This window comes from Bradyrhizobium sp. SSBR45G (assembly GCF_030159255.1).
Classification (GTDB): domain Bacteria; phylum Pseudomonadota; class Alphaproteobacteria; order Rhizobiales; family Xanthobacteraceae; genus Bradyrhizobium.
Genome location: NZ_BSCT01000043.1, coordinates 43510 through 65226, shown reverse-complemented (window position 1 = coordinate 65226; position 21717 = coordinate 43510). Strand labels below are relative to the sequence as shown.

Sequence of the window (21717 nt, the reverse complement as noted above, 5' to 3'; positions counted from 1 at the left end):
GGAATGCCTGTCACTGAGATTATCGTGTCTCACTTGAGGGGGGCAGTCCAGTGCACTCAACAACGGAGGACGCAAAAGGCGCCGCCATCCGCGCTGAGCGAGTAGTTTTGTGCACTGTCACCGTAACCACGGACCGAGGTGAGATTCTCGCTACGCCTGCCAAATATCGAGGGGTCTTCGCAGCCTCAATGAGATCCGACATCGCAATGAATGGCCAGGCAGCGCAGTCGCCTGCTTGTTCGAATTCTTTGCCAATTTGGTGACAGTGCACTAAACAACAGAGGACGCAAAAGGCGCCGCCATCCGCGCTAAGCGAGTAATTTTGTGCACTGTCACCGGTGTTGCCACCGGTGTTGCACGATATAGGTACGGGGTGTTGCACTTCAATTTGGAATCCGCCCTATTCCGGGCGCGGCGTCAGCAGCGCGCGGATCTTGTCGGCATCGGCCGGCGTCGCCGGATTATAGATCACCAGGGTGAGGTCGGGCCGGCCATCGACGGCGAAGCCCGAGAATTCCAAGGAGAGCGGTCCGGCGATCGGATGCTGCAGGAGCTTCACGCCGTCGCCATGCCGTCCCTGCACGTCGTTGTCGCGCCACATCGCGGCAAATTCCGTGCTGGTCGCGCAGAGCTCGTCGACCAGCGACTGCACATCGCGGGCCGCACCGGCGCGCGCCACGTCGGCGCGGAACGACGCGACCACATAGCGCGCCACCGCCTGCCAGTTCGACTGCGCGGCGCGGACGCGGCTGTCGTGGAACATCATGCGCAGCACGTTGCGCTGCCCCTCCGGCAGCGCGCCGTAGTCGGTGAGAACGGCCGCGGCGGCCCTGTTCCAGGCAAGGATGTCCCAGGTCGCCGTGCGAACGAAGGCGGGACTGTATTCCAGCGTGTCGAGCACGCGTTGCAGGCGCGGTGAGATGCCGTCGATCGCGTGATAGCGGACCTCGGGCGGCCGGCCGAGACCGAGCAGGAACAGATGCTCGCGCTCGAATTCGGTCAGCATCATGGCGCGGGCGATGCGATCCAGCACGTCGGCGGAGGGTGCGCCGCCGCGCCCTTGCTCCAGCCAGGTGTACCAGGTGGCGCTGACATTGGCGCGCTGCGCTACCTCTTCGCGCCGCAGTCCGGGCGTGCGCCGCCGTTGCAGCGGCAGACCGAAAGCGGTCGGATCGAGCTTGCCGCGGCGGTCCCGGAGATAGGCCCCGAGCGAGGCGGCGTTCGTCATCCTGTTAGCAATCATACCCGTATAACGTCACTACTTTACCCGTATGAGCAACGTAGCAATATCCCGGCGATCTGAACAGGGAGTGTCTCATGCGTGTCTTCGTCACCGGCGCCGCCGGATTCATCGGCTCCGAAACCACCAGGGAGCTGATCGCTGGGGGGCACCAGGTCACAGGCCTGGCGCGCTCCGACGACAACGTCCGCACGCTCGAGCAATTGGGCGCGCAGGTGCATCGCGGCTCGCTGCAGGATCTCGACAGCCTGAAGCGCGGCGCAGCCGATGCGGATGGCGTGATCCATCTCGCCTTCATCCATGACTTCTCGAAATTCGCGGAGAACGGCGCGATTGACAAGGCCGCCATCGAAGCCATGGGCGATGTGCTGGTGGGCACGAACAAGCCGTTCATCGTCACCTCCGGAACCGGACTCGTCGCGGCCAACGTGGTGGTCACCGAAGACATGCGGCGCGAGTCGAGCGCGCATGTTCCGCGTGTGTCCGAGCAGGCCGGTCTGGCCTATGCGTCGCGCGGCGTGCGCGCGATGGCGATCCGCCTGCCGCAGGTGCACGGCGCGCCCGGAAAGGCCGGGCTGATCTCTTATCTGGTCGAACTCGCCCGACAGAAGGGCCGCGTCGCCTATGTCGGCGACGGCACCGAGCGCTGGGCCGCGGCGCATCGGTCGGATGTCGCCCGCCTGTACGGGCTTGCCCTGGAGAAGGGCGCGGCAGACGGGATCTACCACGCCGTCGGCGAGGAAGGCGTCCCCATGCGTGAGGTCATCGAGGTGATCGGTCGCGCGCTGAACGTGCCGGTCGTGCCGATCGGTCCGGAGGAGGCGGGCGATTATTATGGACCGCTGGCGGTGTTCGCGGGCCTGGATATGCCGGCCTCCAGCACCCTGACACAGCAGCGCCTGGGCTGGACGCCCGACGGGATCGGCCTGATCGCCGACATCAGCCAACCCGGCTACTTTCAGGCGTGAGCGCCGGCCGCGACCATGGGTGCACGCGGTCGCGCCTTGCCATCATCGGCGCGGCCGCAGGCCGGCCGCTGTTGGCACCCGACATGGTGCCCGTTCGCCAATGCGGGTTGACTGCAGCCACGCAGCGCCGAGACTGACGGCCATGAATGGTGAGCTCCGGGGGGATTCATGCGGTGGATGTGTCTCGTGGCGCTGGCGGCCCTGATGGCCGGGCCGGCGGCAGCCAAGGATGTCGTGTCCGGCGCGAGCCTCTATGCCGACGTCGCGCGCTACGCGTCGTTCGGCCTGCACCGCTTCGGCTCGCCCGGTGACCGCGCCACTGCCGATTGGATCGCCGGCGAGCTGTCGAACGCCGGCTTCGCGATCAAATTCCAACCTGTCGTGCTGGGCCGCCAATATGTCGTCGAGCGGGCGAGCGGCGAAGCCCTGGGCGCGACCATCGAGACCACGCCGTTCTGGTGGCCGCCGGAGGACAAAGCGAGCTTCCGCCTTTCGGCGCCGCTCGCACGCGACGGCGACGTCGCCGGCAAGATCCTCTGGCTCGAACTGCCGTTCGACGGCGGCGCCTATCTCGGCCCCAGCCATCGTGCGACGATCGCCGCGGCTGCGGCCAGGCGGCCTGCGGCCATCCTGCTGATGATCGGCAACCCGGCCGATGAACGGTTCGCCTACAACGTCACGCAGGAGGATGCGCCCTGGCCTGTGCCGGTGATGGTGGTCGGCGCCAAGGCGCGCGGCGTGCTCGAGCGGGCGGTGGCGTCGGAGGCGCCGCTGTCGTTCGACGTCGCCGGCCATTACGAGCGCAACGTCGCCGGCCGCAACGTCATCGCCGAGATCGGCAGCGATCGCGGGCCGGCCATCGTCGTCTCCACGCCGATGACCGGCTGGTACTCCTGCGTGTGCGAGCGCGGGCCGGGCATCGCCAGCTTCCTGGCGCTGGCGCGCACCGTCGCGGCCGAGCGCTGGCCGGCCCATTTCGTCTTCGTCGCCACCGCGGGCCACGAGATCGGCCATGGCGGCATGGAGCTGTTCCTCAAAGAGGGCGCACCGGCGCCGAAGGCGACGCTGGCCTGGGTCCATTTCGGATCGTCCAACGCCTGCTACGCCATGCCGGAAGGGAGCAAGTCCGAGCGGGCGGAAGAGGAGCGTTATCTCGTGCTGAGCAAATCGGCGGTGGCGCTGACCGACGAAACCTTTGCGGCGGTCGCGGCCAAGCGCCTGGTGACGGAGCAGCGGGCGGTCGGCGAGCTCCGCGACGTGCACGCGGCGGGCTACGCCAATTTCCTCGGCATGGCCGGCCGCCACCATGCCTTCCACACGCCGGCCGACGATCTCGGTGCAACCGGCCCCGACATCCTCGCGCCGGTCGCCTCGGCCTTCATCCAGTCCGTGCGCACCATCGTCGACCGCGGCGACGCGGCGTTCAAATGAGGCCGGACGTGGTCGTCGATGCGTGCAGCGGATTTGAGTTCGAGTGTCTCTTGCTGCATCCGCGACTTGCCGTCCTGTCGTAACGCAGCAGGATCAGAGCAGGATGGATCAGTGCGAAAATCGAAACCGCGGTCTTCAACTGCGTCACCTTGCGGAACGACGTTTATTGAAGCGAAGGGTCTGGACATCCATTGAGGAGGTGCACCGGCTGGAACTGGATCGTGGCGTGACCGCCTTCGGATCCATGGGCAGCGTCCTCTGGATTTTGAGCAGAAAGCGGCATCGCGATGAGTCGCGTCACTTCGAGAAGCACCGAATCGCGGAGGCTGAACAAGAAGCGGACGCTGGTTTGAGCTGGTGTCTGCCGTGACGATGGCGGATCGCGGAATTCGATCTGAACATAGTGGGGCATGATCGTCTCGTCATGATACCATGAGCCCGTCACATACAATGGGCGAAGAGAGGCCTTGGCAATCAGCCGCAGCAGACATGGTTGGACACGGGTCTCTCGCCCGGACGAAAGGAAGCTCAATTCCTGAACGACTCCCGCGCTGCCTTCCGAGAAGACAAGGTGGAGACGGGTCGTCTGATAAGCAGGTGGCAGCCCGGGGATCGTGCCATCCGTGCCGAGGGAAAGGATGCTGTCCTGATGCGCGAAAGCTGCTGTGGTGCCGAGCACGACGGTCGCGACAAGAGCCATCATGCGTGTCATGGCGAGGCGCTCATCTCAAGGAGGTGACAAGTCCGCGGCTCTTATAGCACGAGACGTCGTTCTCGCCGATCCCGAGTCGATCAGCCTGACAAGAGCCACTATGGAGAAGAGTCGCTCGAATCTTGACGCCGAAGTGTACGGGGGTGTTGCACTTCAATTTGGAATCCGCCCGAATTCCTTGCCAATTTGGTGACAGTGCACTCAACAACAGCGGACGGGATGGCAGACACAAAAGACGCCACCATCCGCGCTGAGTGAGTAGTTTGTCACCGTAACTCACCGAAACTGGAATGGTCGGCCAGGTCCCACCAGGACGAGCCCCGACCAACGGCGAATCAATTCTCCATCGTCGATGAAAGAAATCATGGCTTTGCGTAGCGCACCCGCTGGCCCTAGTTCGCCGACGTGCTCGTAGAATCTTGCCGCGACTTGTCTTCCGAAATCATCTTCAATCGGCCATAGCGTTCCCAGAACGTTGGTCGCTCCCGCAATCAGGAATGCCGGCATCAGTCCGTAAGGTTCGTCCGAGGGGCCAACATTGTATAGTCCACCATTGCAGACCACGAGTACCACCAGACCGGTGCGCGACAGGTCGAGTGTGCGAACGAATTGGGCAGACAACCGCCCCTTGGCGGCGCCGTCCTGGCTGAGCAGGACGGCGTGCTCGTCTATCGCGTATAGCTCGGGAAAGTCGCCATGGGTCGAAAGATGGAGTATATCCGCCCGCGGCGCGATGGAGCGCAGCCGTCGTTCGGTCGACTCCGGACCGCTGAACATCAGGCTTCTGCTGGCAGGAAAGTGAGTAAGAATGGCCGATACTTCCCGGTCCGGCGCAGGGAGCGGAGGCAGGGACGGATCAGTGATGATGGGGGAGAACAGTGCCGCGATACTCACGGGCTGAGTTCGATTTGCAGATTGTTCGTGCAGCCAAACGGCTGCGCTTGGGCTTGTGCTCAACGCGACTTTCTGAATCAAGAACTTTCCAGTTGCGTCCGTCAGGGCGGAGAACGGGACGTAATGGAGCGGGCCATGCGGCACGATGATCCACTGCCGAAAGTTTTCGGGCGTGAAACCAGCCTTGATGATCGGCTCGATGAGCAGCTGGTAGAAATCTCTTAGATATTCATCTGCCTTCCGTTCATCAGTAGTCTGCAACGCAACTCTGAGGCCGGCAACGACGTTCCCGATCGGGCTCGCATCGAGCGGTGGGCACCCGTCTATTGAAATGGAACCAATGATGCCGTCCCTGTTGGGAAGCAATCGTTCGATTGGCACGTGCACAACGGCGCGCTGCGTATGGGTCAGAACAACGATCCAAAGGTCGATCGCCGGGTGTAATTCATAGTAGGGGATGAAGTACTCGACGATGACTTCGTCCGTCTTGAGCGCTGACTGCACGGCCGCAGCCGAAGCCGGCGTCGCGACGCCCTCAAAGCCCGCATTCTCCGACCGGTAGATGCTCTCAATTTCGGTGACGCGCTGCCAATCCTGCTTTCGATTGAACTCGGTGGCCAGTGACATTCGGCTAAGTAGCAAAAGTTCACGCGTGAACATGTCATCGTGGCGATGGGGGCAGGACAGAAAGCCCAGAAGCTCTCGCTCAATTTCTGCCGCCTTCCTGATGTCCTTGTCATCACGGAGCGGCGTCGGTCGAAAGCTGACTTGGTCGAGCAACAACCGGCTCTTGAGGGTTTCGATTTCACTGAAAACGTCGTCGAAATTGGCGCCAGCTGAAAGCTCATCGCGGGTCAGCTGCCCGAGAAGTCGATCTGCGCGCGCCGCGCTCCAAAGGCGACCGGCCCGCGTTTTATATCCAGCGCGCAGGAGGGCGGTCGCGTTGCGCACTTCGGCACGCAGTGCGGCCAGCCGCCCCGGATCGAACGTCCTCGGCTTCTCCGACTCGTAGAGTTGCGAAATTGAGCTTGCCAGTTGGTCCGCGTCGCCGTGGGACCGCGCAATATCGGCTGCATGTCGGAGGCGACCAGCGCCGATACGCGCATCGCCATACTCGTAGGAAAGGCCGGCCAGCAGTTGTGCGAGCCTGATATCGCCCGCCCAATCTTTGTCCGCGCGAAGCTTGAAGGAAAAATCGGTCGGAACGACGGTCTGCAAGGCAGCGGCCATCGCTTTCAACGACGCGACCCGTGCTTCGTCATTGCCACCATAGCCGTAGCGGCTATAGGCCTCGCCGAGAACGGCTCCCGAAAGACTTATGAACCGTTCGAGCCATGCAGGGTCTGCAATTGAGCCTGCCACGTTGGCGGCGCTAACAAGATCAGTCAGCGTGTCATGTTCCCATTTTTGGACTCTCTTGTCATCCATGCCCTGGAGTAGACTTGCTTGATAACTGGCATCGGCAGCGAGCACGCGTGCTCGAAAGGTCAGTTCCCGAGCGTCCAGCGCTGCAGCTTTGTTGGCGGAGTCCAGGGCGGTTTGTCGGACATGTTGATAAGTGTCACTCGAATCGGCAAGCATGAATTCCACGTCGGTCGCGCCGATAAAGATGCGGAGCGAAGTGGGCATGTCGCCCTGTTGCAGAAATGCAGTCGCAGCGAGTAATTTTGCGATCTGCGCAAAGCGAAGCATTTCAGCCTTGCCTGTCTGACTCCCGCGCGTTGCGACTTCATCGGAGATCCGTAACACCGCAGCTAGGAAGTCGGGCGTGAGCCGGCTCTGGTTGGCCGAAATCCACCCCCTGGGGTCTTTGGCCTGCGCGAAGTCCTTGATCGCGGCGATCACTGCTGCATCAATTGGCACTTGCGCATCTGCGTGCCTGCAGGAGATTGTCGCCGCGGCAAGATGCGCGAATGCAGCCACCAGGCCGAAAAAGCACAATCTACGAAGCTTGTTTATCGTCATGATGGGTCCCCGCAGTCTCCGGTTGTTTGACTTCAGGCCGCTCAAACAGCGAGAATACCAGCTGGCCGACATACACGCCGAAAATGGTTTCGGTGGTGCCCAGCATGATCTTGAAGTCCTCGAAAGATCGCAGGCCGATATTGAACCCTTTCAATAATATGGCGGCGATGAGCAAGAGAGTGAATGCCCCGGGCAAGCAGAAGGACATGAAAGCAAAGATGGTGGTGACCGGCTTGCCGCGTGCCGAGATCTTGTTCTTCGTCTCTACGATGTACTTGAGTATGGCAGTCGTATAGGAGGCGAGGAATGGTGCGATGATCGCGATCGTCGTCGTCATCTCATCCGTCAGAAAGCCGCCAAGCAGCCAGATGACGACGACCAGCACGAGCATGCCGAAATGCGAGACGACGATGAAGATCCCTAACTTGTTCTTCAACTCGATTTCGTTCATTTCACCAGCTCCGTAAATCGTCCCTGCAATTCTTGCAGGAGCAGAGTGCTATACTCGGCGAGCTGCTTGGCATAGCGGGGTTCCAAGTCACGGAAGGCGTCCGATGATGGCGGCGTGTCTCCCAATCCGGCGGCCGCGTATTGACCGCCGATCTCGAGGAACAGAAGTATGCGGTCGCCCTCCTGATTCATAAAAAGTGTGCCTTCAATTTTCTCCCACATCTTGGAGTCAGTGACGATTTCACCTCGCAGCCTGTCGACGCGGAACGGTACGATCCCTGGAAATACCGGGTCGCGAACGAAGCGAGCTTTGCGCGCTGCAAAGCGCTGATCGAGGAAGTCCATTATCTTGTCGCTGTTTGGCAGTTGATTTCCGCGCCAGATCGCTGACGGCGGCTCGGCTGGTATCGTCACGTTTGCCCGCGCCATATGTTGGACGCCGACATGGGTCGCCGGCCTGCCATCTGCTGCGATGTAGGCGGCAATGTCGGTGTCTACGACGTTGATGTGAACGACCGCCTCGCGCAACGGAACAGCGCAGAGCTGGGAGAATTTCAGCAGTAGCTTGTGCTGTAGGCTATGGCCGGACGTCCGGAGAAAATCGCCTGCGAAGCGGGAAAAATCGACCAGTGCATCATCTCGAGATCGTATTGGTAGCTTCCAACGAGTCAAAAGATGAATGACGGAAACCTGGTCTTGGGCTGGATGCGGGCCGCGACGCGGCCGGATCACTTCAATCGTATTGTCCAGGCGAGTGTCGTGCAGCCACGCTTGCAGTACCGGTATCCTGTCCCGAACAGCTTCGAGCGTAGGCGCAGCGTCAACAGATTCGGCAGAGTATGTGTAGGGAATGCCCAGCCAAGCGGTCGCCAGCACAACACATACCGCTCGTCGATCGATCGAATACTTCGAGAGTCTCTGGGCGTGCCACATTGCAAGAGCGCCCGATCGGGTTGGATTAACGTGCTACTCAAGCGTGTCTTTGCATTGATAGCACGCACCCCGGCGATTGACAATGGCTAACGGATTGTCCGGGCTCCCGCCAAAGGCAACTACGCTCGCCGTGCCGCGCGCCGCAGATATGCAACAGTCTTTCGGCACCGAAGGTCGCTGCGCCCATTCGTGCTACAATTGCAACGATGGCGATACCTCGGCCTCCTAGGCCAGGCGCAGAAGGTTCCGCCTCCGGTCTGTGCGGCGAGTTTACGGTCCTCAGCCGGGCTTCGCAGGTAAAACGACTTCCTTTCCTCCCGACATATGGTCGTGCCAAGTTCGACGCATTCGCCGCAGTTGGCGACGCCCGGACCAAGGATCAATTCACGGATGTCGCGAAGATGCTTTCCGCAAAAGGAGCAGTGTTGACCGGGGCGTGGGTCACTGTTGGACATTGGCGCTCTCGGGTCGAACCTTGGAAAGTGGACTCGGCATTCCTGCTGCCTCGATCGTCCCGGCGCCTCTGCCAAGTGTGCTTGTCGGGCGTCATCTTGATCGCCGGCCGACGTGCAGTCAAAGCCGCCGCTGTCGACGATCCAGATCTGTGAGCTTGTCGGGTTGGCTACCTACCCGACTCTCGCGCTTCGCCCCGGGCAGTTGAACGGCGGGTCGGAAGCCGGCGCATGCAGGAGAGGATCATGGCGCCAAGCAGCATGCTCCAGAAGACGAATTTTCCCCGCAATTTCAAAGCGAACCACCCTGTCCAGTCCTTCCGTTAAAAATAATTATCTTTCTTATTTTCAAAATTCGTGTTTCAATCCCTTCGTCCCGCCTCGGCACGAGGGGCGTATCGCGATCGTCATGACACGCGGGGTGGGATGCGGTGGGCGCTTGGGGTCGCAGCATGGCTTGGCCGTGCGGACGAACGGCTTAAGGCGCACGTTGAAAACGTATGGTCCTGGCATCTCGACGCTGATGCTACGCCGGTGGTGACGATGATCCGCCGGTCACGGGGGCAAGACAGCCCGATCCCCGGGGAGAGTACGCATAAGGCGTAAAGCCATCGCGCAGGGAATGCCGGTTGACCGGCTGGACCTGTGGTGACTGCCGCCTGCTTTTTTTCTGCAGGCGGGCCATGGGTTGCGGCCAGCACCCGGCATTCCCTGCGCCCTCGCTTTGAAAGAGGGTGACAACGAGATGCAGACCTCGGGCGTTTCATGCCGCGAGAACGAGAAGGCATGGGCGAAAACGCATATCCGCGGCAGCGCGCGTTGTCCCAACCGTGTGGTGATATCCATCCACCCGTCATTGCGAGCGCAGCGAAGCAATCCAGAGTGGTGTGCGGGACTCTGGATTGCTTCGCTGCGCTCGCAATGACGCTGTGGAGGCAGGCGTGTGCATATCACGCGAAGTGTGTCGCAGGCGCAGAGTGTTGTCGCGGCGCGATCAGCTCTCCGCTTTCGCCGCACCGCCCTTATAGATGCGATGGTAGCGCCGGCCGAGATTGGTCAGGACTTCGTAGCCGATGGTGCCGAAATGATGCGCGAGCTCGTCGACTGTGATGCCTTCGCCGAGCAGAGTGGCGAAGTGGCCGCGGCGGGCAGCCTTGGGCGGCAGGTCTGTCACGTCGACGGCGATCAGGTCCATCGAGACGCGGCCGGCGATCGGACAGCGCTGGCCGGCGATGATGACGTCGGCGCCGCGGGTGCCGTCGTTGGACGAGGCGGCGCGGAAATAGCCGTCGGCATAGCCGGCGGAGAGGATCGCGATCCTGGTCGGCCGGCGCGCGCTCCAGGTGCCGCCATAGCCGACGGTGTCGCCGCGGGCGAGATCGCGCAGCTGCACGATGCGCGCCTTGATCTCGGCGACCGGCTGCATCGGATTGTCGGCCTCCGGCGTCGGGTTGACGCCGTAGAGCGCGGCGCCCGGGCGCACCATGTCGAACTGGAAGGACGCGCCGAGGAAAATTCCGGAGGAGGCGGCCAGCGCCGCCGGCACGCCGGTGAAGACGCTGGTGACCTCACGGAAGAGGCCGAGCTGGCGCGCATTCGCGGGGCTGTTGACCTGCTCGGCCGAGGCCAGATGGCTCATGACGAGCGTGATGCCGTGGTCGCCGGTCTGGATGCGCGGGATCATGCCCTGCGCATCGATCGGGTTGAGGCCGAGCCGGTTCATGCCGGTGTCGACATGAATGGCGGCGCCGCCCTTCCACCCGGTGCGGCGGCAGAACATGTCCCATTCGGCGAGCTCGTTGAGGTCGCCGATGACGGGGCGGCAGTTGATCGCGGCGTAGTCGTCGCCGGTGTTCTGGAAGAAGCCGTCGAGCACGTAGAGCGCCGCGGTGTCGGGCAGGGCGGCGCGGGCGACCTTGGCCTCGCCGAGCGTGGCCACGAAGAAGGTCTTGCAGCCAGCGGCGGCGAGCGTCCGCGCCACCTGGGGAATGCCGCAGCCATAGGCGTCGGCCTTGATGACCCCGGCGCATTCGGCCGGCACCGCGGTCTTTTCCAGCTTGCGCCAGTTGGCGGCGAGTGCGTCGAGATCGATCGTCAGCACGCCGGTGGCGCCGGCGGGGACCTGGCTGTCGTCGACCGCCGATGCAGGCTGCGCAGGGGCGGGCTGCTCGGTGGGTTTCAGATCGGGAACGCTCATGCCGCGCTTTTACGCGCTGCAGCGTCCCGGTTCAACAGCATGCGGTCAATAGTCGTGGTTCTGCTGCACCGTGCCGTCATGCGCGAGATCGCCGAAGCGGGTGACCGAGGCGTCGAAGTGCAGCTCGACCGTGCCCGTCGGGCCGTGACGCTGCTTGCCGATGATGACCTCGGCCTTGCCGAGCGCCAGATCCATTTCCATCTGCCACTTCTGGTGCTCCTCGGTGCCGGGGCGCGGCTCCTTGGCGGCCAGATAGTACTCGCCGCGATACACGAACAGCACCACGTCGGCGTCCTGCTCGATCGAGCCCGATTCACGCAGGTCCGACAGCTGCGGCCGCTTGTCCTCGCGGTTTTCGACCTGGCGCGACAGCTGCGACAGCGCGATGATGGGAACGCTGAGCTCCTTGGCCAGCGCCTTCAGGCTGGTGGTGATCTCGGTGATTTCCTGGACGCGGTTGTCGTTGCCGCGCTTGCCCGAGCCGGAAAGCAGCTGGATGTAGTCGATCACCAGCAGGTCGAGGCCCTTCTGCCGCTTCAGCCGGCGGGCGCGCGCCATCACCTGCGAGATCGAGATGCCGCCGGTTTCGTCGACATAGAACGGCAGCGATTGCAGCTCGATCGAGCACTCGCGCAGCTTCTCGAAATCGGCCTCGGTGATGCCGCCGCGGCGGATCATGCTGGACGGAATGCCGCTGCGCTCGGCGATGATACGGGTGGCGAGCTGCTCGCCGCTCATTTCGCACGAGAAGAACCCGACCACGCCGCCCTGGGCGGCCCGATAGGTGCCGTCAGGCTGCAGTTCCGGAACATAGGCCTGGGCGACGTTATAGGCTATGTTGGTGGCGAGCGAGGTCTTGCCCATGCCGGGACGGCCGGCGAGAATGATCAAGTCGGAGTGTTGCAGGCCGCCCATCTTGGCGTCGAGATCGCGCAGGCCGGTGGAGATGCCCGACAGCTTGCCGTCGCGCTGGAACGCTTTCGCAGCCATGTCGAGCGCGGTGGTCAGCGCCTGTGAGAATTTCTGGAAGCCGCCGTCATAGCGGCCGGACTCGGCGAGCTCGTACAGCCTTCGCTCGGCGTCCTCGATCTGGTTGCGCGGGGCGAAGTCGACCGGCGCGTCATAGGCGACGTTGACCATGTCCTCGCCGATGCCGATCAGGTCTCGGCGCAACGACAGGTCGTAGATGGTGCGGCCATAGTCCTGCGCGTTGATGATCGTGGTCGCTTCCGCCGCGAGCCGCGCCAGATATTGGCCGACCGTCATGCCGCCGAGGTCGACATCGGCCGGCAGAAACGTCTTGAGCGTGACCGGCGTGGCGATCTTGCCCATCCGGATCAGGCTCGAGGTGGTCTCGAAGATGGTCTGATGCAGCGGCTCGAAGAAGTGCTTCGGCTCGAGGAAGTCGGAGACGCGATAGAACGCGTCGTTGTTGACCAGGATGGCGCCGAGCAGACCCTGCTCCGCCTCGATGTTGTGAGGGGCGCTGCGATAGGTCGGCGCCGCGGTGTCGGGCGTCAGCTTGAGAACGTTCGAATCGGTCAATGCCATGGATGCGGGTTTAGCAGCTTTGAAGGGGAGGGGATAAAGCGCCAGTCGCGTGCGAAGCGGAAGCGAAACGTGGCGGCTATTCACCGTCCGGTAAATCTGGTGGATGAATCCGGACTCGCCAGATGCCGTGCTTGACGGGAACCGGCAGACTCGACGCCGCACGGAGAGAAATGGAACTCCGCTGCAATCACGCCGCGCGACGCGGCAACGTCATACGGTGGCTGGCGAGGCGGTGGCGCCCGGGCATGCAGCTGCGGAATGCGGCCTCACGCGTCCAGTCAGATCAGCAGCAGATAGAGCAGGGCAATGAGCGATGCGCCCACGCCGGCGGCAATCAGCGCGTAATCGGTGCTGAAGTCGGTCTTGGGGTCCAGCATGGCTCGGGTGTGGCTCTGGTTCATGCCGGGACTCTACGGCCGGGCTGCCACGGGGTCTGTGAGCCAGTTCACAGATCGAACCATTTGTTTGATGAAAATTTGAGACGGCTGCGCAGAGGTTTTCATATCGAGGCTGTGCGGCCCATCAGCGACGTGCGTGACCAGTGCGGGGATGTCGCCACCGGAGGAGACGTATTGGGCGATCCACGGATCGGTGGCGTCCGATCCCTCGGAGCGTCCGATCGAATGCAGCTCCATCACGCCGTCGTTCTCGAGCAGCCCGGCGCAGCGGAGCAAGAGCGTGTCGTGGAAGGCGACGCCGAGATGCTCGCAGACCACTCAGCGAGCGATCCTCGTGAGATGCTGATTTGCCCTGACGTCGCACACGATGCGTTGAGAACCGTTTGGTTCCCGTCGAACCACTACTATGTTAGTTGCGAGGCATAAGCCGTGCCACACCCATGGGTACAAGGCCGTCATTCGCAATCCACATGGAAGGATGGACATCTGTGCGCTCCGCCATCTGTGCGCTTTCATTCCCTCTCCGATCAGCTAAAAAGGTGGCGGCCGCCGGTGCTTAGCCGGTGTCCGGCATGTCGTGGCCGGATTTGGCCTCGAAGGATCGCGGTCGAGGACACGGCGCGGCCCCGCGATGCGGGCGTCATGTTCGTCCGATGGCGAGGGGAAGCACGGCGGCTGCTGCTGCGGTTGGCACCGTGTGGGCAAAACCATAGCTGGAGAATGAGGATGGTGGGCCGAGCGCTCAATTTGGCGACGGTGGTGGCGGTGTTCTGCGTGAGCCTGGCCGGCGCCGCGATGGCGCAGGAAAATCTCGATGCCGGCAAGTCGCCGGCGCAGATCTACAACGGGACCTGCGTGGTCTGCCACAAGTCGCCGCGCGGTCTTGCCAAGAACACGTCGGCGGGATCGCTGCCTGGATTCCTGCGGCAGCATTATACGACGAGCCCGGAGATGGCCGGCGTGCTCGCCAACTATCTGATCGCCAACGGCGTGGCCGATGTCCGCTCCGGCGGCCATTCGGGCAAGGACGGTAACAAGGACGGCAAGGAGACGCGATCCGAGCGGCGCGCGCGGGCGGCCGCCACCGAGCCCGCCGAGGCGAAGCCTGCGGCTGCCGCTGACAGCGCCGGCCAAAGCGAGCCGCGCCGCCGCGGCCGTCATTCCAAACGTTCCGAGCCGGTCGAGCCGAAGCCTGAGGCCGGCGCCGAGTCCAAGGAGCCCGCGGCCGGGCCGGCTGATGGCGAAGGCGGCGCGCCGGGCAAGAAGGGCAGGCATGGCAAGCGCAAGAAGCCGGCCCAGGACGGCGCGGCCTCCGAGGAGATTCGCGGCGAGCAGACCGGCGCGACGACCCGGCCGGCGCCGTCGCGTGACGACAGTGCCCGTTCCGAGCCGCCGCGGGTCGAGACGCCGAAGTCGAGCGACGCGGCGCCATCGCTGCGCGCCGATCCGGTGCCGCCGGTGACGCCGGCGCCGGCGACGACTCAGTCGGTTCCGGCGGATCCCGCGGTGCCGTCGTCGCCATCGCGGTGAGACAAGGAAAAAGCCCGGCTCGATGAGCCGGGCTTTGTTTTTGGTGCAAGGTCGTTGGAGCAAGGCGCGAGACGCGCCGCTTACTCCGCCGTCGCTTCGGCAGCGCCCTCGTCCTGGGCCTCCGGATCGAAGAACTCGCCGGCGGCGGCGATGGCCTCGGCGGCGGCGTCGCGGTCCTCCTGGCGGGTCGAGATGTCCTCGCCGCGCTTGATGCGCTCGGCCTCGTCGGCGCTGCGGGCCACCGTCACGGTCACCGAGGTCTCGACCTCCGGGTGGATCGCAATGGTGATCTTCTGCTTGCCGATCGTCTTGATCGGCGCGTCGAGCCAGACCTGCGGACGGCTGACGGAGATGCCGTCGGCGGCGAGCGCGATGACGATGTCACGCACCGAGACCGAGCCGAACAGCTGGCCGGATTCCGAGGCCTGGCGGATGATGACGATGTCGCGGCCGTCGATCTTCTCGGCGACCTTGGCAGCCTCGCCCTTCGCCTTGATGTTGTTGGCCTCGAGATCGGCCTTCATGCCCTCGTACTTGGCCTTGTTCTCGGCGGTGGCCCGCAGCGCCTTCTTGCGCTTGAGCAGGAAGTTGCGGGCGAACCCGTCCCTGACCTTCACGATCTCGCCCATCTGGCCGAGCTTTGCGACACGTTCCAGCAGAATGACTTCCATCGATGTTCTCCTTGTGATGTTCGGAAGCGGTTGGTGTGGGGTTGAACTTTTACGGCACCGGCAACGGCGGCGGCTGCCGCGGCCCGAAGCGGTGGCGCAGGTCGAAGGCGGCGTCGGCGAGGCCGAGCACGGTCATGGCCAGCATCGGCAACGGCCAGACGAAGGTCAGCAGCGGGGCATAGGCAAGGCCGAGCCAGAGCGGACGGGTTCGCATCAGCAGCGTCAGCGTGTGGAGGACGGCGAAGCCGGTGAGCGCATAGGCCGTCAGCAGCGCCGCGGCGGTCATCCTGGCCAGCAGGCCGACCGGCTCGCTCATGAAGCACAAGCCGATGATCGCGACGAGGGCCGGAATCGTCATCAGCGGCAGCTTGGTGTCTCGCAAGCGGGGCCAGGGACGGATCAGCCGGCCGGAAATCGATGTGATCTTCGCGGCGACCGCCAGGTTGACGCTGAGGACGACGGTCATGATGATGGTCATCATCGGCGGAGCCAGGAACACCGTCAGCTCGACCAGCCGCTGGACGTCGACGGCGTCAGATACACCTGCCTGGGCGAGCGCGCGCGGCAAAAGCTGGCGCATGCCCTGTTCCAGTTGCGACATGTCCGTGCCCAGGAAAATCGCGACGGTCAGCGCCGCGAGCATCGCGATCCAGAGCAGGATGTTGTCCGTCGGATACCATTCCGTCCCGGCGTGGCCTGCGGGATCGGACACCGGGCGGCCCAGCAGCACGAGGTGGCCGAGCCACCATGCGGGCAGCGCCACCGCGAGGGCGAAGAGCTCGCCGCGAGCGGCCCCGAAGATCATGAACACGCAAGCTGTCGCTGCCAAGCCGCCGATCGCGGCGCAGAGGCGCCCCCAGGCGATGGCGGCGACCATCAGCGGAACGGGAGCGAACGAGGCGAGGACGAGCGACATCATCACGCCCGACATGGTCGAGGCGAACATGACGGCGGAGGCAGCGCCTGCCGCAATGGCGATGAGAAGCGATCCGATCATCAGCTGTCCCGCTCCCTTCGAGCGGTTAGAGGCTCACTGGCCCCAACCATCGGCGACCGGACGACCCGGAAGCCTTATGAGAATTCCGAAGAACGAATCGGCGGCGCGAGGCCGCCGATTCGGGGCCGCCAATCAGCGGATGACGTAGGGCAGCAGGCCGAGGAAGCGGGCGCGCTTGATGGCGCGCGCCAGCTCGCGCTGCTTCTTAGCGGACACGGCCGTGATACGGCTCGGCACGATCTTGCCGCGCTCAGACACGTAGCGCATCAGCAGCTTCGAATCCTTGTAGTCGATCTTCGGCGCGTTCGGGCCGGTGAACGGGCAGGTCTTGCGACGGCGGAAGAACGGGCGGCGGGCGGGGGCTTCAGCCATCTATCTCACTCCTCTTCCGTCGTTTCTTCTTCACGCGGCCGGCGCGGGCCGCGATCGCCGCGGAATCCGCCGCCACCTTCGCGATCGCCGCGGAAGCCACCGCCTTCGCGCTCGCCACGGAAACCACCGCCGCGGTCGTCGCGCTCACGGTCGCGATCCGCCTTGCGCATCATCGCCGACGGACCTTCCTCGAGCTCGTCGACGCGAACGCTGAGGTAACGGATGACGTCCTCGCTGATCCGCTCCTGGCGCTCGATCTCGGCGATCGCCGCGGACGGCGCGTCGATGTTGAGCAGAACGAAGTGCGCCTTGCGGTTCTTGTTCATGCGGTAGGTGAGGGAGCGAACGCCCCAATTCTCGGTCTTGGTGATCTTGCCGCCCAGACCTTCGACGATGCCGGTCATCTGGGCCGTCAGTTCTTCCACCTGCTGGGTGCTCGCGTCCTGACGCGCGAGAAAAACATGCTCATAAAGAGGCATGGCTGTCCTTTCCATGTTGGCGCAAACCCCGGCGTCAAGCCCTTCGAGCCCTTTTGGAAAGGACTCGCAGACGTCAGCTCAGAAGGCGGGAACACGGGACGACGGGCCGACTGGCCCTGCCACATCAAAGTCGCCTGGATCTCGTTGAGATTAGACAGGGAGAATTTGCTGAGACCGTCCGTTCAGCTCCCGGCTCGGGATCCACGGATGGCGGGCCTTATACCGATTTTCGGCCCCAAGGCAAGGGAAAGTGGTCGAATTGCGCCTGTCACGCGCTTGACATCACCGCCCTGGCCAGTGTCTTTCCGGCCAAAGTTACTCAATTCCAGGGATTTTGGAACGTTCAGGGGGCGGCCATGACGGCAGCATTTACTTTTCCGGGGCAGGGGTCCCAGGCCGTCGGCATGGGCAAGGCGCTCGCGGATGCCTTTCCGGCGGCGCGCGCGGTGTTCGACGAGGTCGACGCCGCCCTCGGCGAGAAGCTGACCGCCATCATCTGGGAAGGTCCGGCCGAAACCCTGCAGCTCACCGAGAATGCCCAGCCGGCCCTGATGGCGGTGTCCATGGCGACGTTGCGGGTGCTGGAGGCCGAGGCGGGGTTCTCGGTCGGAGCTGACGCCGCCTTCGTCGCCGGTCACTCGCTTGGAGAGTATTCTGCTTTGGCTGCCGCCGGCAGCCTGACGATTGCCGACACCGCCCGCCTGCTGCGGACGCGCGGGCTCGCCATGCAGAAGGCCGTTCCGGTCGGCGTGGGCGCCATGGCGGCGCTGCTCGGGATGGATTACGAGGCCGCGGTGGCGGTAGCCGAAGAAGCGGCTCAGGGCGAGGTGTGCCAGGCCGCCAATGACAATGGCGGTGGCCAGGTCGTCGTTTCCGGCAACAAGGCCGCCGTAGACCGCGCCGTCGAAATCGCGCGCGCCAAGGGCGCCAAGCGGGCCATGCTGCTGCCGGTCTCCGCGCCGTTCCACTGCCAGCTGATGCAGCCGGCCGCCGACGTGATGGCGGAGGCGCTGTCGAAGGTCATGATCAAGGCGCCGGCCGCGCCTGTCGTCTCGAACGTTCTGGCCGCGCCGATCAGCGATCCCGACGAGATTCGCCGTCGTCTGGTCGAGCAGGTCACCGGGACGGTGCGCTGGCGCGAATCGATTGCCTATATGGCAAGCCAGGGCGTGACGCGGTTCTTCGAGATCGGCGCCGGCAAGGTGCTGAGCGGGCTGGTCAAGCGGATTGCGGATGGCGCGGTCGGCGTCGCCGTTGGCGGGCCGGCGGATATCGCGGCTGCCAAGGATGCACTGGCCGCGGCCAAGACGTCGTAAAGCGCTGCGTTATAGGCGGCATTGAGGAGAGTTGAATGTTCGATCTGAGTGGCAGGACCGCGCTGGTTACCGGCGCGACCGGTGGCATCGGCAATGCGATCGCCAAGGCCATGCATGCCCAGGGGGCGACGGTGGCGATTTCCGGTACGCGCCGCGAGGTGCTGGAGACCCTGGCAGCCGAGCTGGGCAGCCGCGTGCATGTGCTGCCCTGCAACCTGTCGGACGCCACCGAGGTCGAGGCGCTCGTGCCGGCTGCAGAGCAGGCGATGGGGCAGGTCGACATTCTCGTCGCCAACGCCGGAATCACGCGGGACAACCTGTTCGTGCAGCTGCGCGACGAGGATTGGGACGAGGTCATCAGGGTCAACCTGACCGCGACCTTCCGCCTGTCGCGGGCCGCCACCAAGCTGATGATGCGCAAGCGGTTCGGCCGCATCATCGCGATCACCTCGATCGTCGGCGTCACCGGCAATCCGGGGCAGGGCAATTACACGGCGTCCAAGGCCGGCCTCATCGGCATGATCAAGACGCTCGGCGCCGAATATGCCAAGCGCGGCGTGACCGCCAACTGCATCGCGCCCGGCTTCATCAAGACGCCGATGACCGACGCGCTCAACGACAAGCAGCGCGAGAGCATCCTGGCGAAGGTGCCGGCGGCGCGGTTGGGCACGCCCGAGGATATTGCTGCAGCTGCGGTGTATCTTGCGTCCAACGAAGCCGCCTATGTCACCGGCCAGACCATCCACGTCAACGGCGGGATGGCGATGATCTAGCCTGCGTCCGCGGGGCGGAATGCGGCGAAAAGACGTCGCATCGGCCGCCCCGGGCGTTGTGGTCAATGATTCGCGTGTATGGTAACGGGGCCGCCCACGAGGGCACGAAGAACGCCATTGCAGGATTTCCAAACCCTGTATATTGGCGGGGCGAGCTGCCATCGTTCGCCGGGCCTCCGTCGGCTGGTGCTTCCTGATCCGGGTTCCTGTTTGAGCGCTCTGGGTCGGAGGCGTATCGGACCCACGGAGTCCTTGAGGATTGGAGTTTGTGAGTGGCCCCGTTTCCGAAGTTTTCGGACCGCAAGTCGTCCGCCAGATTTCGGTAAAGGGGCGCTGCGGGGCAAATCTGGTTTTGCGCGATTGCGAAGGAAGTTTAGCGGCCGGGATGACGCGGATCATCCGGGGGTCGGGTCTTAAAGGAACAAGCACGAGGTTGAACGATGAGTGAGATTGGCGAGCGGGTTAAGAAGATCGTGGTCGAGCACCTTGGTGTCGAGCCCGAGAAAGTGGTCGACAACGCGAGCTTCATTGACGACCTCGGTGCTGACAGCCTCGACACGGTCGAGCTCGTCATGGCCTTCGAGGAAGAGTTCGGTTGCGAGATCCCGGACGACGCCGCAGAGACGATCCTGACGGTTGGCGACGCCACCAAGTTTCTCGAGAAGAACGCCAAGAGCTGACGCTCCGGCGAGCGTTGCGCGAAACCGGCCGATCCGTGTTGTGCGGTCGACCGGTTTCTTGCTGTTGGCGGCGTCGCGATGAGCCGTCATCCGGCGTCAGGCGATGCCTGATTCGAACGCGCTGCCATGTCAGACATTGTTGCTGGAATAATTGACCTCGAGGTGCCGCGACGGCCATGAGCCGATCCGCTCGCGCCGAAGGGGCGGGTCTGGAGAAACGAACATGAGGCGGGTTGTCGTCACTGGCCTGGGCATGGTGTCGCCGCTTGGCTGTGGTGTTGAAACGACCTGGCAGCGCATTCTTCAGGGCAAGAGCGGTGCGCGCGTCATCGAGTCGTTCGACGTTTCCGATCTGCCCGCCAAGGTGGCCTGCCAGGTGCCCCGCGGCGATGGTTCCGACGGCACCTTCAATGCCGACCAGTGGATGGAGCCGAAGGACCAGCGCAAGGTTGATGATTTCATCATTTTCGCGATGGCCGCGGCGCGTCAGGCGCTCGATGACGCCAATTGGCACCCCGCGACCGAAGAGGATCGCTGTGCGACCGGCACGCTGATCGGCTCGGGCATCGGCGGCCTGTCGGGCATCGCCGACACCGCGATCCTGCTCAAGGAGCGCGGTCCGCGAAAGGTCTCCCCCTTCTTCATTCCCGGACGACTGATCAATCTCGCCTCCGGCTATGTCTCGATCGAGCATGGCCTGAAGGGGCCCAATCATTCGGTGGTCACCGCCTGTTCGACCGGCGCACATGCCATCGGCGATGCCAGCCGGCTGATTGCGCTTGGCGATGCCGACGTGATGGTGGCCGGTGGAACCGAATCGCCGATCTGCCGCATCGGCATGGCGGGCTTCTGCGCAGCGCGCGCGCTCTCGACCGGCTTCAATGAGATGCCCGAGCGCGCATCGCGTCCCTATGACAAGGATCGCGACGGCTTCGTCATGGGCGAGGGCGCCGGCGTCGTCGTGCTCGAGGAATACGAGCACGCCAAGGCGCGCGGCGCGCGGATCTATGCCGAGGTCAGCGGCTATGGCCTGTCGGGTGACGCCTATCACATCACCTCGCCGTCGCCCGATGGCGACGGTGGCTTCCGCAGCATGAGCGCGGCAATGAAGCGCGCCGGCATCACGGCCGCGGACATCGACTACATCAACGCCCACGGCACCTCGACGCAGGTCGGCGACGAGATCGAACTCGGTGCGGTCGAACGGCTGCTCGGCAATGCCGCCCCGAAGATCTCGATGTCGTCGACCAAATCGTCGATCGGTCATCTGCTCGGCGCCGCCGGCGCCGTCGAAGCAATCTTCAGCATTCTCGCGATTCGGGATAACATCGCGCCGCCGACGATCAATCTGGAGAACCCGTCGGTGGAAACAGCGATCGACCTCGTCCCGCATGCGCCTCGCAAGCGCGAGATCAACGTGGCGTTGTCGAACTCGTTTGGTTTTGGCGGCACCAATGCGTCGGTGATCCTGCGGCGCGTGGTGAACTAGTGCGGAAGGGCGGAATACCGCGTGGACATGTTGCTACTTTGTCACGCGGATATCCGACTGCAGCCACACTAGAACCCAACAGTTCGCGTGTCTTTCGCAGGTCGGCCGAGCGCCGGCGCGGTAAGCGGATGCGCAGAGGAGCGAGACTCGGCGAAAACACCTTTTCGCCGCATTCGATGACGATTCGTTAGCATGGGCGTGGAGTTCAGGTCGCTTGCG

The 21717-nt window shown here is 63.9% G+C and carries 21 protein-coding genes; 7 read left to right on the top strand and 14 right to left on the bottom strand.

Going from position 1 to position 21717, the window contains the following annotated elements:
* Positions 1 to 400: 400 nt before the first annotated feature.
* Positions 401 to 1228: a helix-turn-helix transcriptional regulator gene (locus QQL87_RS32490; RefSeq protein ID WP_284423150.1), complete on the bottom strand. Its 828-nt coding sequence runs from the start codon at positions 1226 to 1228 to the stop codon at positions 401 to 403.
* Between the two features lie 89 nt (positions 1229 to 1317).
* On the opposite strand from QQL87_RS32490, the gene QQL87_RS32485 reads away from it, so the two are divergent.
* Together QQL87_RS32485 and QQL87_RS32480 are read left to right on the top strand one after the other, a co-directional pair.
* A complete protein-coding gene (locus QQL87_RS32485; protein ID WP_284423151.1) occupies positions 1318 to 2208 on the top strand; it encodes an SDR family oxidoreductase in 891 nt (296 codons plus the stop codon).
* Positions 2209 to 2376: 168 nt separating this feature from the next.
* A complete protein-coding gene (locus tag QQL87_RS32480) occupies positions 2377 to 3639 on the top strand; it encodes a hypothetical protein (protein WP_284423152.1) in 1263 nt (420 codons plus the stop codon).
* Between the two features lie 163 nt (positions 3640 to 3802).
* Here the strand turns inward: QQL87_RS32480 and QQL87_RS32475 are convergent, their stop codons facing one another.
* The 9 genes from QQL87_RS32475 to QQL87_RS37360 form a co-directional block, all read right to left on the bottom strand.
* The gene (locus QQL87_RS32475) at positions 3803 to 4351 is read right to left on the bottom strand and encodes a hypothetical protein (protein WP_284423153.1); all 549 of its coding nucleotides are present in this window, start codon (positions 4349 to 4351) and stop codon (positions 3803 to 3805) included.
* A gap of 276 nt (positions 4352 to 4627) precedes the next feature.
* Positions 4628 to 7210: a CHAT domain-containing protein gene (locus QQL87_RS32470; protein ID WP_284423154.1), complete on the bottom strand. Its 2583-nt coding sequence runs from the start codon at positions 7208 to 7210 to the stop codon at positions 4628 to 4630.
* Positions 7188 to 7661, bottom strand: coding sequence for a hypothetical protein (locus QQL87_RS32465; protein WP_284423155.1), 474 nt, complete (start codon positions 7659 to 7661; stop codon positions 7188 to 7190). Before QQL87_RS32465 ends, QQL87_RS32470 begins: the two co-directional genes overlap by 23 nt.
* Entirely contained in the window at positions 7658 to 8593 is a 936-nt protein-coding gene (locus tag QQL87_RS32460) for a hypothetical protein (RefSeq protein WP_284423156.1), read from the bottom strand. Before QQL87_RS32460 ends, QQL87_RS32465 begins: the two co-directional genes overlap by 4 nt.
* A gap of 119 nt (positions 8594 to 8712) precedes the next feature.
* Complete coding sequence (locus QQL87_RS37300) at positions 8713 to 9048, bottom strand: ClpX C4-type zinc finger protein (protein ID WP_349817308.1); 336 nt, start codon at positions 9046 to 9048, stop codon at positions 8713 to 8715.
* Between the two features lie 991 nt (positions 9049 to 10039).
* Entirely contained in the window at positions 10040 to 11242 is a 1203-nt protein-coding gene (gene alr / locus QQL87_RS32455; RefSeq protein WP_284423157.1) for an alanine racemase, read from the bottom strand.
* A gap of 45 nt (positions 11243 to 11287) precedes the next feature.
* Entirely contained in the window at positions 11288 to 12793 is a 1506-nt protein-coding gene (locus QQL87_RS32450) for a replicative DNA helicase (protein ID WP_284423158.1), read from the bottom strand.
* Positions 12794 to 13071: 278 nt separating this feature from the next.
* Positions 13072 to 13194 (bottom strand): hypothetical protein, encoded by a 123-nt coding sequence (locus QQL87_RS32445; protein ID WP_284423205.1) that lies wholly within the window; start codon positions 13192 to 13194, stop codon positions 13072 to 13074.
* A 9-nt stretch (positions 13195 to 13203) separates the two neighbouring features.
* Positions 13204 to 13509, bottom strand: coding sequence for a hypothetical protein (locus QQL87_RS37360; RefSeq protein ID WP_502871243.1), 306 nt, complete (start codon positions 13507 to 13509; stop codon positions 13204 to 13206).
* Between the two features lie 408 nt (positions 13510 to 13917).
* Here QQL87_RS37360 and QQL87_RS32435 point away from each other — a divergent pair, with 408 nt between their 5' ends.
* Entirely contained in the window at positions 13918 to 14721 is an 804-nt protein-coding gene (locus QQL87_RS32435) for a hypothetical protein (protein ID WP_284423159.1), read from the top strand.
* A gap of 80 nt (positions 14722 to 14801) precedes the next feature.
* Here QQL87_RS32435 and rplI read toward each other — a convergent pair whose 3' ends face one another.
* From rplI to rpsF, 4 genes are all read right to left on the bottom strand, one after another.
* Entirely contained in the window at positions 14802 to 15392 is a 591-nt protein-coding gene (gene rplI / locus QQL87_RS32430; RefSeq protein WP_284423160.1) for a 50S ribosomal protein L9, read from the bottom strand.
* Between the two features lie 49 nt (positions 15393 to 15441).
* Complete coding sequence (locus QQL87_RS32425) at positions 15442 to 16389, bottom strand: DUF2232 domain-containing protein (protein ID WP_284423161.1); 948 nt, start codon at positions 16387 to 16389, stop codon at positions 15442 to 15444.
* 132 nt (positions 16390 to 16521) lie between these two features.
* Positions 16522 to 16761, bottom strand: coding sequence for a 30S ribosomal protein S18 (rpsR, locus tag QQL87_RS32420; RefSeq protein ID WP_006610961.1), 240 nt, complete (start codon positions 16759 to 16761; stop codon positions 16522 to 16524).
* Between the two features lie 5 nt (positions 16762 to 16766).
* Positions 16767 to 17240, bottom strand: a complete 474-nt coding sequence (rpsF, locus tag QQL87_RS32415; protein ID WP_284423162.1) for a 30S ribosomal protein S6 — start codon at positions 17238 to 17240, stop codon at positions 16767 to 16769.
* 356 nt (positions 17241 to 17596) lie between these two features.
* Here rpsF and fabD point away from each other — a divergent pair, with 356 nt between their 5' ends.
* The 4 genes from fabD to fabF all read left to right on the top strand — a co-directional run bounded on the left by fabD (position 17597) and on the right by fabF (position 21498).
* Positions 17597 to 18556 (top strand): ACP S-malonyltransferase, encoded by a 960-nt coding sequence (fabD, locus tag QQL87_RS32410; RefSeq protein ID WP_284423163.1) that lies wholly within the window; start codon positions 17597 to 17599, stop codon positions 18554 to 18556.
* Positions 18557 to 18591: 35 nt separating this feature from the next.
* Positions 18592 to 19329, top strand: coding sequence for a 3-oxoacyl-[acyl-carrier-protein] reductase (gene fabG, locus QQL87_RS32405; RefSeq protein WP_284423164.1), 738 nt, complete (start codon positions 18592 to 18594; stop codon positions 19327 to 19329).
* 440 nt (positions 19330 to 19769) lie between these two features.
* Positions 19770 to 20009 (top strand): acyl carrier protein, encoded by a 240-nt coding sequence (locus tag QQL87_RS32400; protein WP_006610957.1) that lies wholly within the window; start codon positions 19770 to 19772, stop codon positions 20007 to 20009.
* A 223-nt stretch (positions 20010 to 20232) separates the two neighbouring features.
* Positions 20233 to 21498 carry a beta-ketoacyl-ACP synthase II gene (gene fabF, locus QQL87_RS32395; RefSeq protein WP_284423165.1) on the top strand — a complete coding sequence of 422 codons (1266 nt, stop codon included), beginning with the start codon at positions 20233 to 20235 and terminating at the stop codon, positions 21496 to 21498.
* Positions 21499 to 21717: the final 219 nt, after the last annotated feature.

What these genes read in the sequence shown, in the direction of transcription:
- alr (WP_284423157.1), bottom strand. Translation starts at nt 11,242, where the DNA reads ATGAGCGTTCCCGATCTGAAACCCACCGAGCAGCCCGCCCCTGCGCAG.
- QQL87_RS32450 (WP_284423158.1), bottom strand. Translation starts at nt 12,793, where the DNA reads ATGGCATTGACCGATTCGAACGTTCTCAAGCTGACGCCCGACACCGCG.
- QQL87_RS32460 (WP_284423156.1), bottom strand. Translation starts at nt 8,593, where the DNA reads ATGTGGCACGCCCAGAGACTCTCGAAGTATTCGATCGATCGACGAGCG.
- QQL87_RS32485 (WP_284423151.1), top strand. Translation starts at nt 1,318, where the DNA reads ATGCGTGTCTTCGTCACCGGCGCCGCCGGATTCATCGGCTCCGAAACC.
- QQL87_RS32425 (WP_284423161.1), bottom strand. Translation starts at nt 16,389, where the DNA reads ATGATCGGATCGCTTCTCATCGCCATTGCGGCAGGCGCTGCCTCCGCC.
- fabD (WP_284423163.1), top strand. Translation starts at nt 17,597, where the DNA reads ATGACGGCAGCATTTACTTTTCCGGGGCAGGGGTCCCAGGCCGTCGGC.
- QQL87_RS32465 (WP_284423155.1), bottom strand. Translation starts at nt 7,661, where the DNA reads ATGAACGAAATCGAGTTGAAGAACAAGTTAGGGATCTTCATCGTCGTC.
- rpsR (WP_006610961.1), bottom strand. Translation starts at nt 16,761, where the DNA reads ATGGCTGAAGCCCCCGCCCGCCGCCCGTTCTTCCGCCGTCGCAAGACC.
- QQL87_RS32470 (WP_284423154.1), bottom strand. Translation starts at nt 7,210, where the DNA reads ATGACGATAAACAAGCTTCGTAGATTGTGCTTTTTCGGCCTGGTGGCT.
- fabF (WP_284423165.1), top strand. Translation starts at nt 20,233, where the DNA reads ATGAGGCGGGTTGTCGTCACTGGCCTGGGCATGGTGTCGCCGCTTGGC.
- QQL87_RS32475 (WP_284423153.1), bottom strand. Translation starts at nt 4,351, where the DNA reads ATGACACGCATGATGGCTCTTGTCGCGACCGTCGTGCTCGGCACCACA.
- fabG (WP_284423164.1), top strand. Translation starts at nt 18,592, where the DNA reads ATGTTCGATCTGAGTGGCAGGACCGCGCTGGTTACCGGCGCGACCGGT.
- rplI (WP_284423160.1), bottom strand. Translation starts at nt 15,392, where the DNA reads ATGGAAGTCATTCTGCTGGAACGTGTCGCAAAGCTCGGCCAGATGGGC.
- QQL87_RS32445 (WP_284423205.1), bottom strand. Translation starts at nt 13,194, where the DNA reads ATGAACCAGAGCCACACCCGAGCCATGCTGGACCCCAAGACCGACTTC.
- QQL87_RS32480 (WP_284423152.1), top strand. Translation starts at nt 2,377, where the DNA reads ATGCGGTGGATGTGTCTCGTGGCGCTGGCGGCCCTGATGGCCGGGCCG.
- QQL87_RS32435 (WP_284423159.1), top strand. Translation starts at nt 13,918, where the DNA reads ATGGTGGGCCGAGCGCTCAATTTGGCGACGGTGGTGGCGGTGTTCTGC.
- rpsF (WP_284423162.1), bottom strand. Translation starts at nt 17,240, where the DNA reads ATGCCTCTTTATGAGCATGTTTTTCTCGCGCGTCAGGACGCGAGCACC.
- QQL87_RS32400 (WP_006610957.1), top strand. Translation starts at nt 19,770, where the DNA reads ATGAGTGAGATTGGCGAGCGGGTTAAGAAGATCGTGGTCGAGCACCTT.
- QQL87_RS32490 (WP_284423150.1), bottom strand. Translation starts at nt 1,228, where the DNA reads ATGACGAACGCCGCCTCGCTCGGGGCCTATCTCCGGGACCGCCGCGGC.
- QQL87_RS37300 (WP_349817308.1), bottom strand. Translation starts at nt 9,048, where the DNA reads ATGTCCAACAGTGACCCACGCCCCGGTCAACACTGCTCCTTTTGCGGA.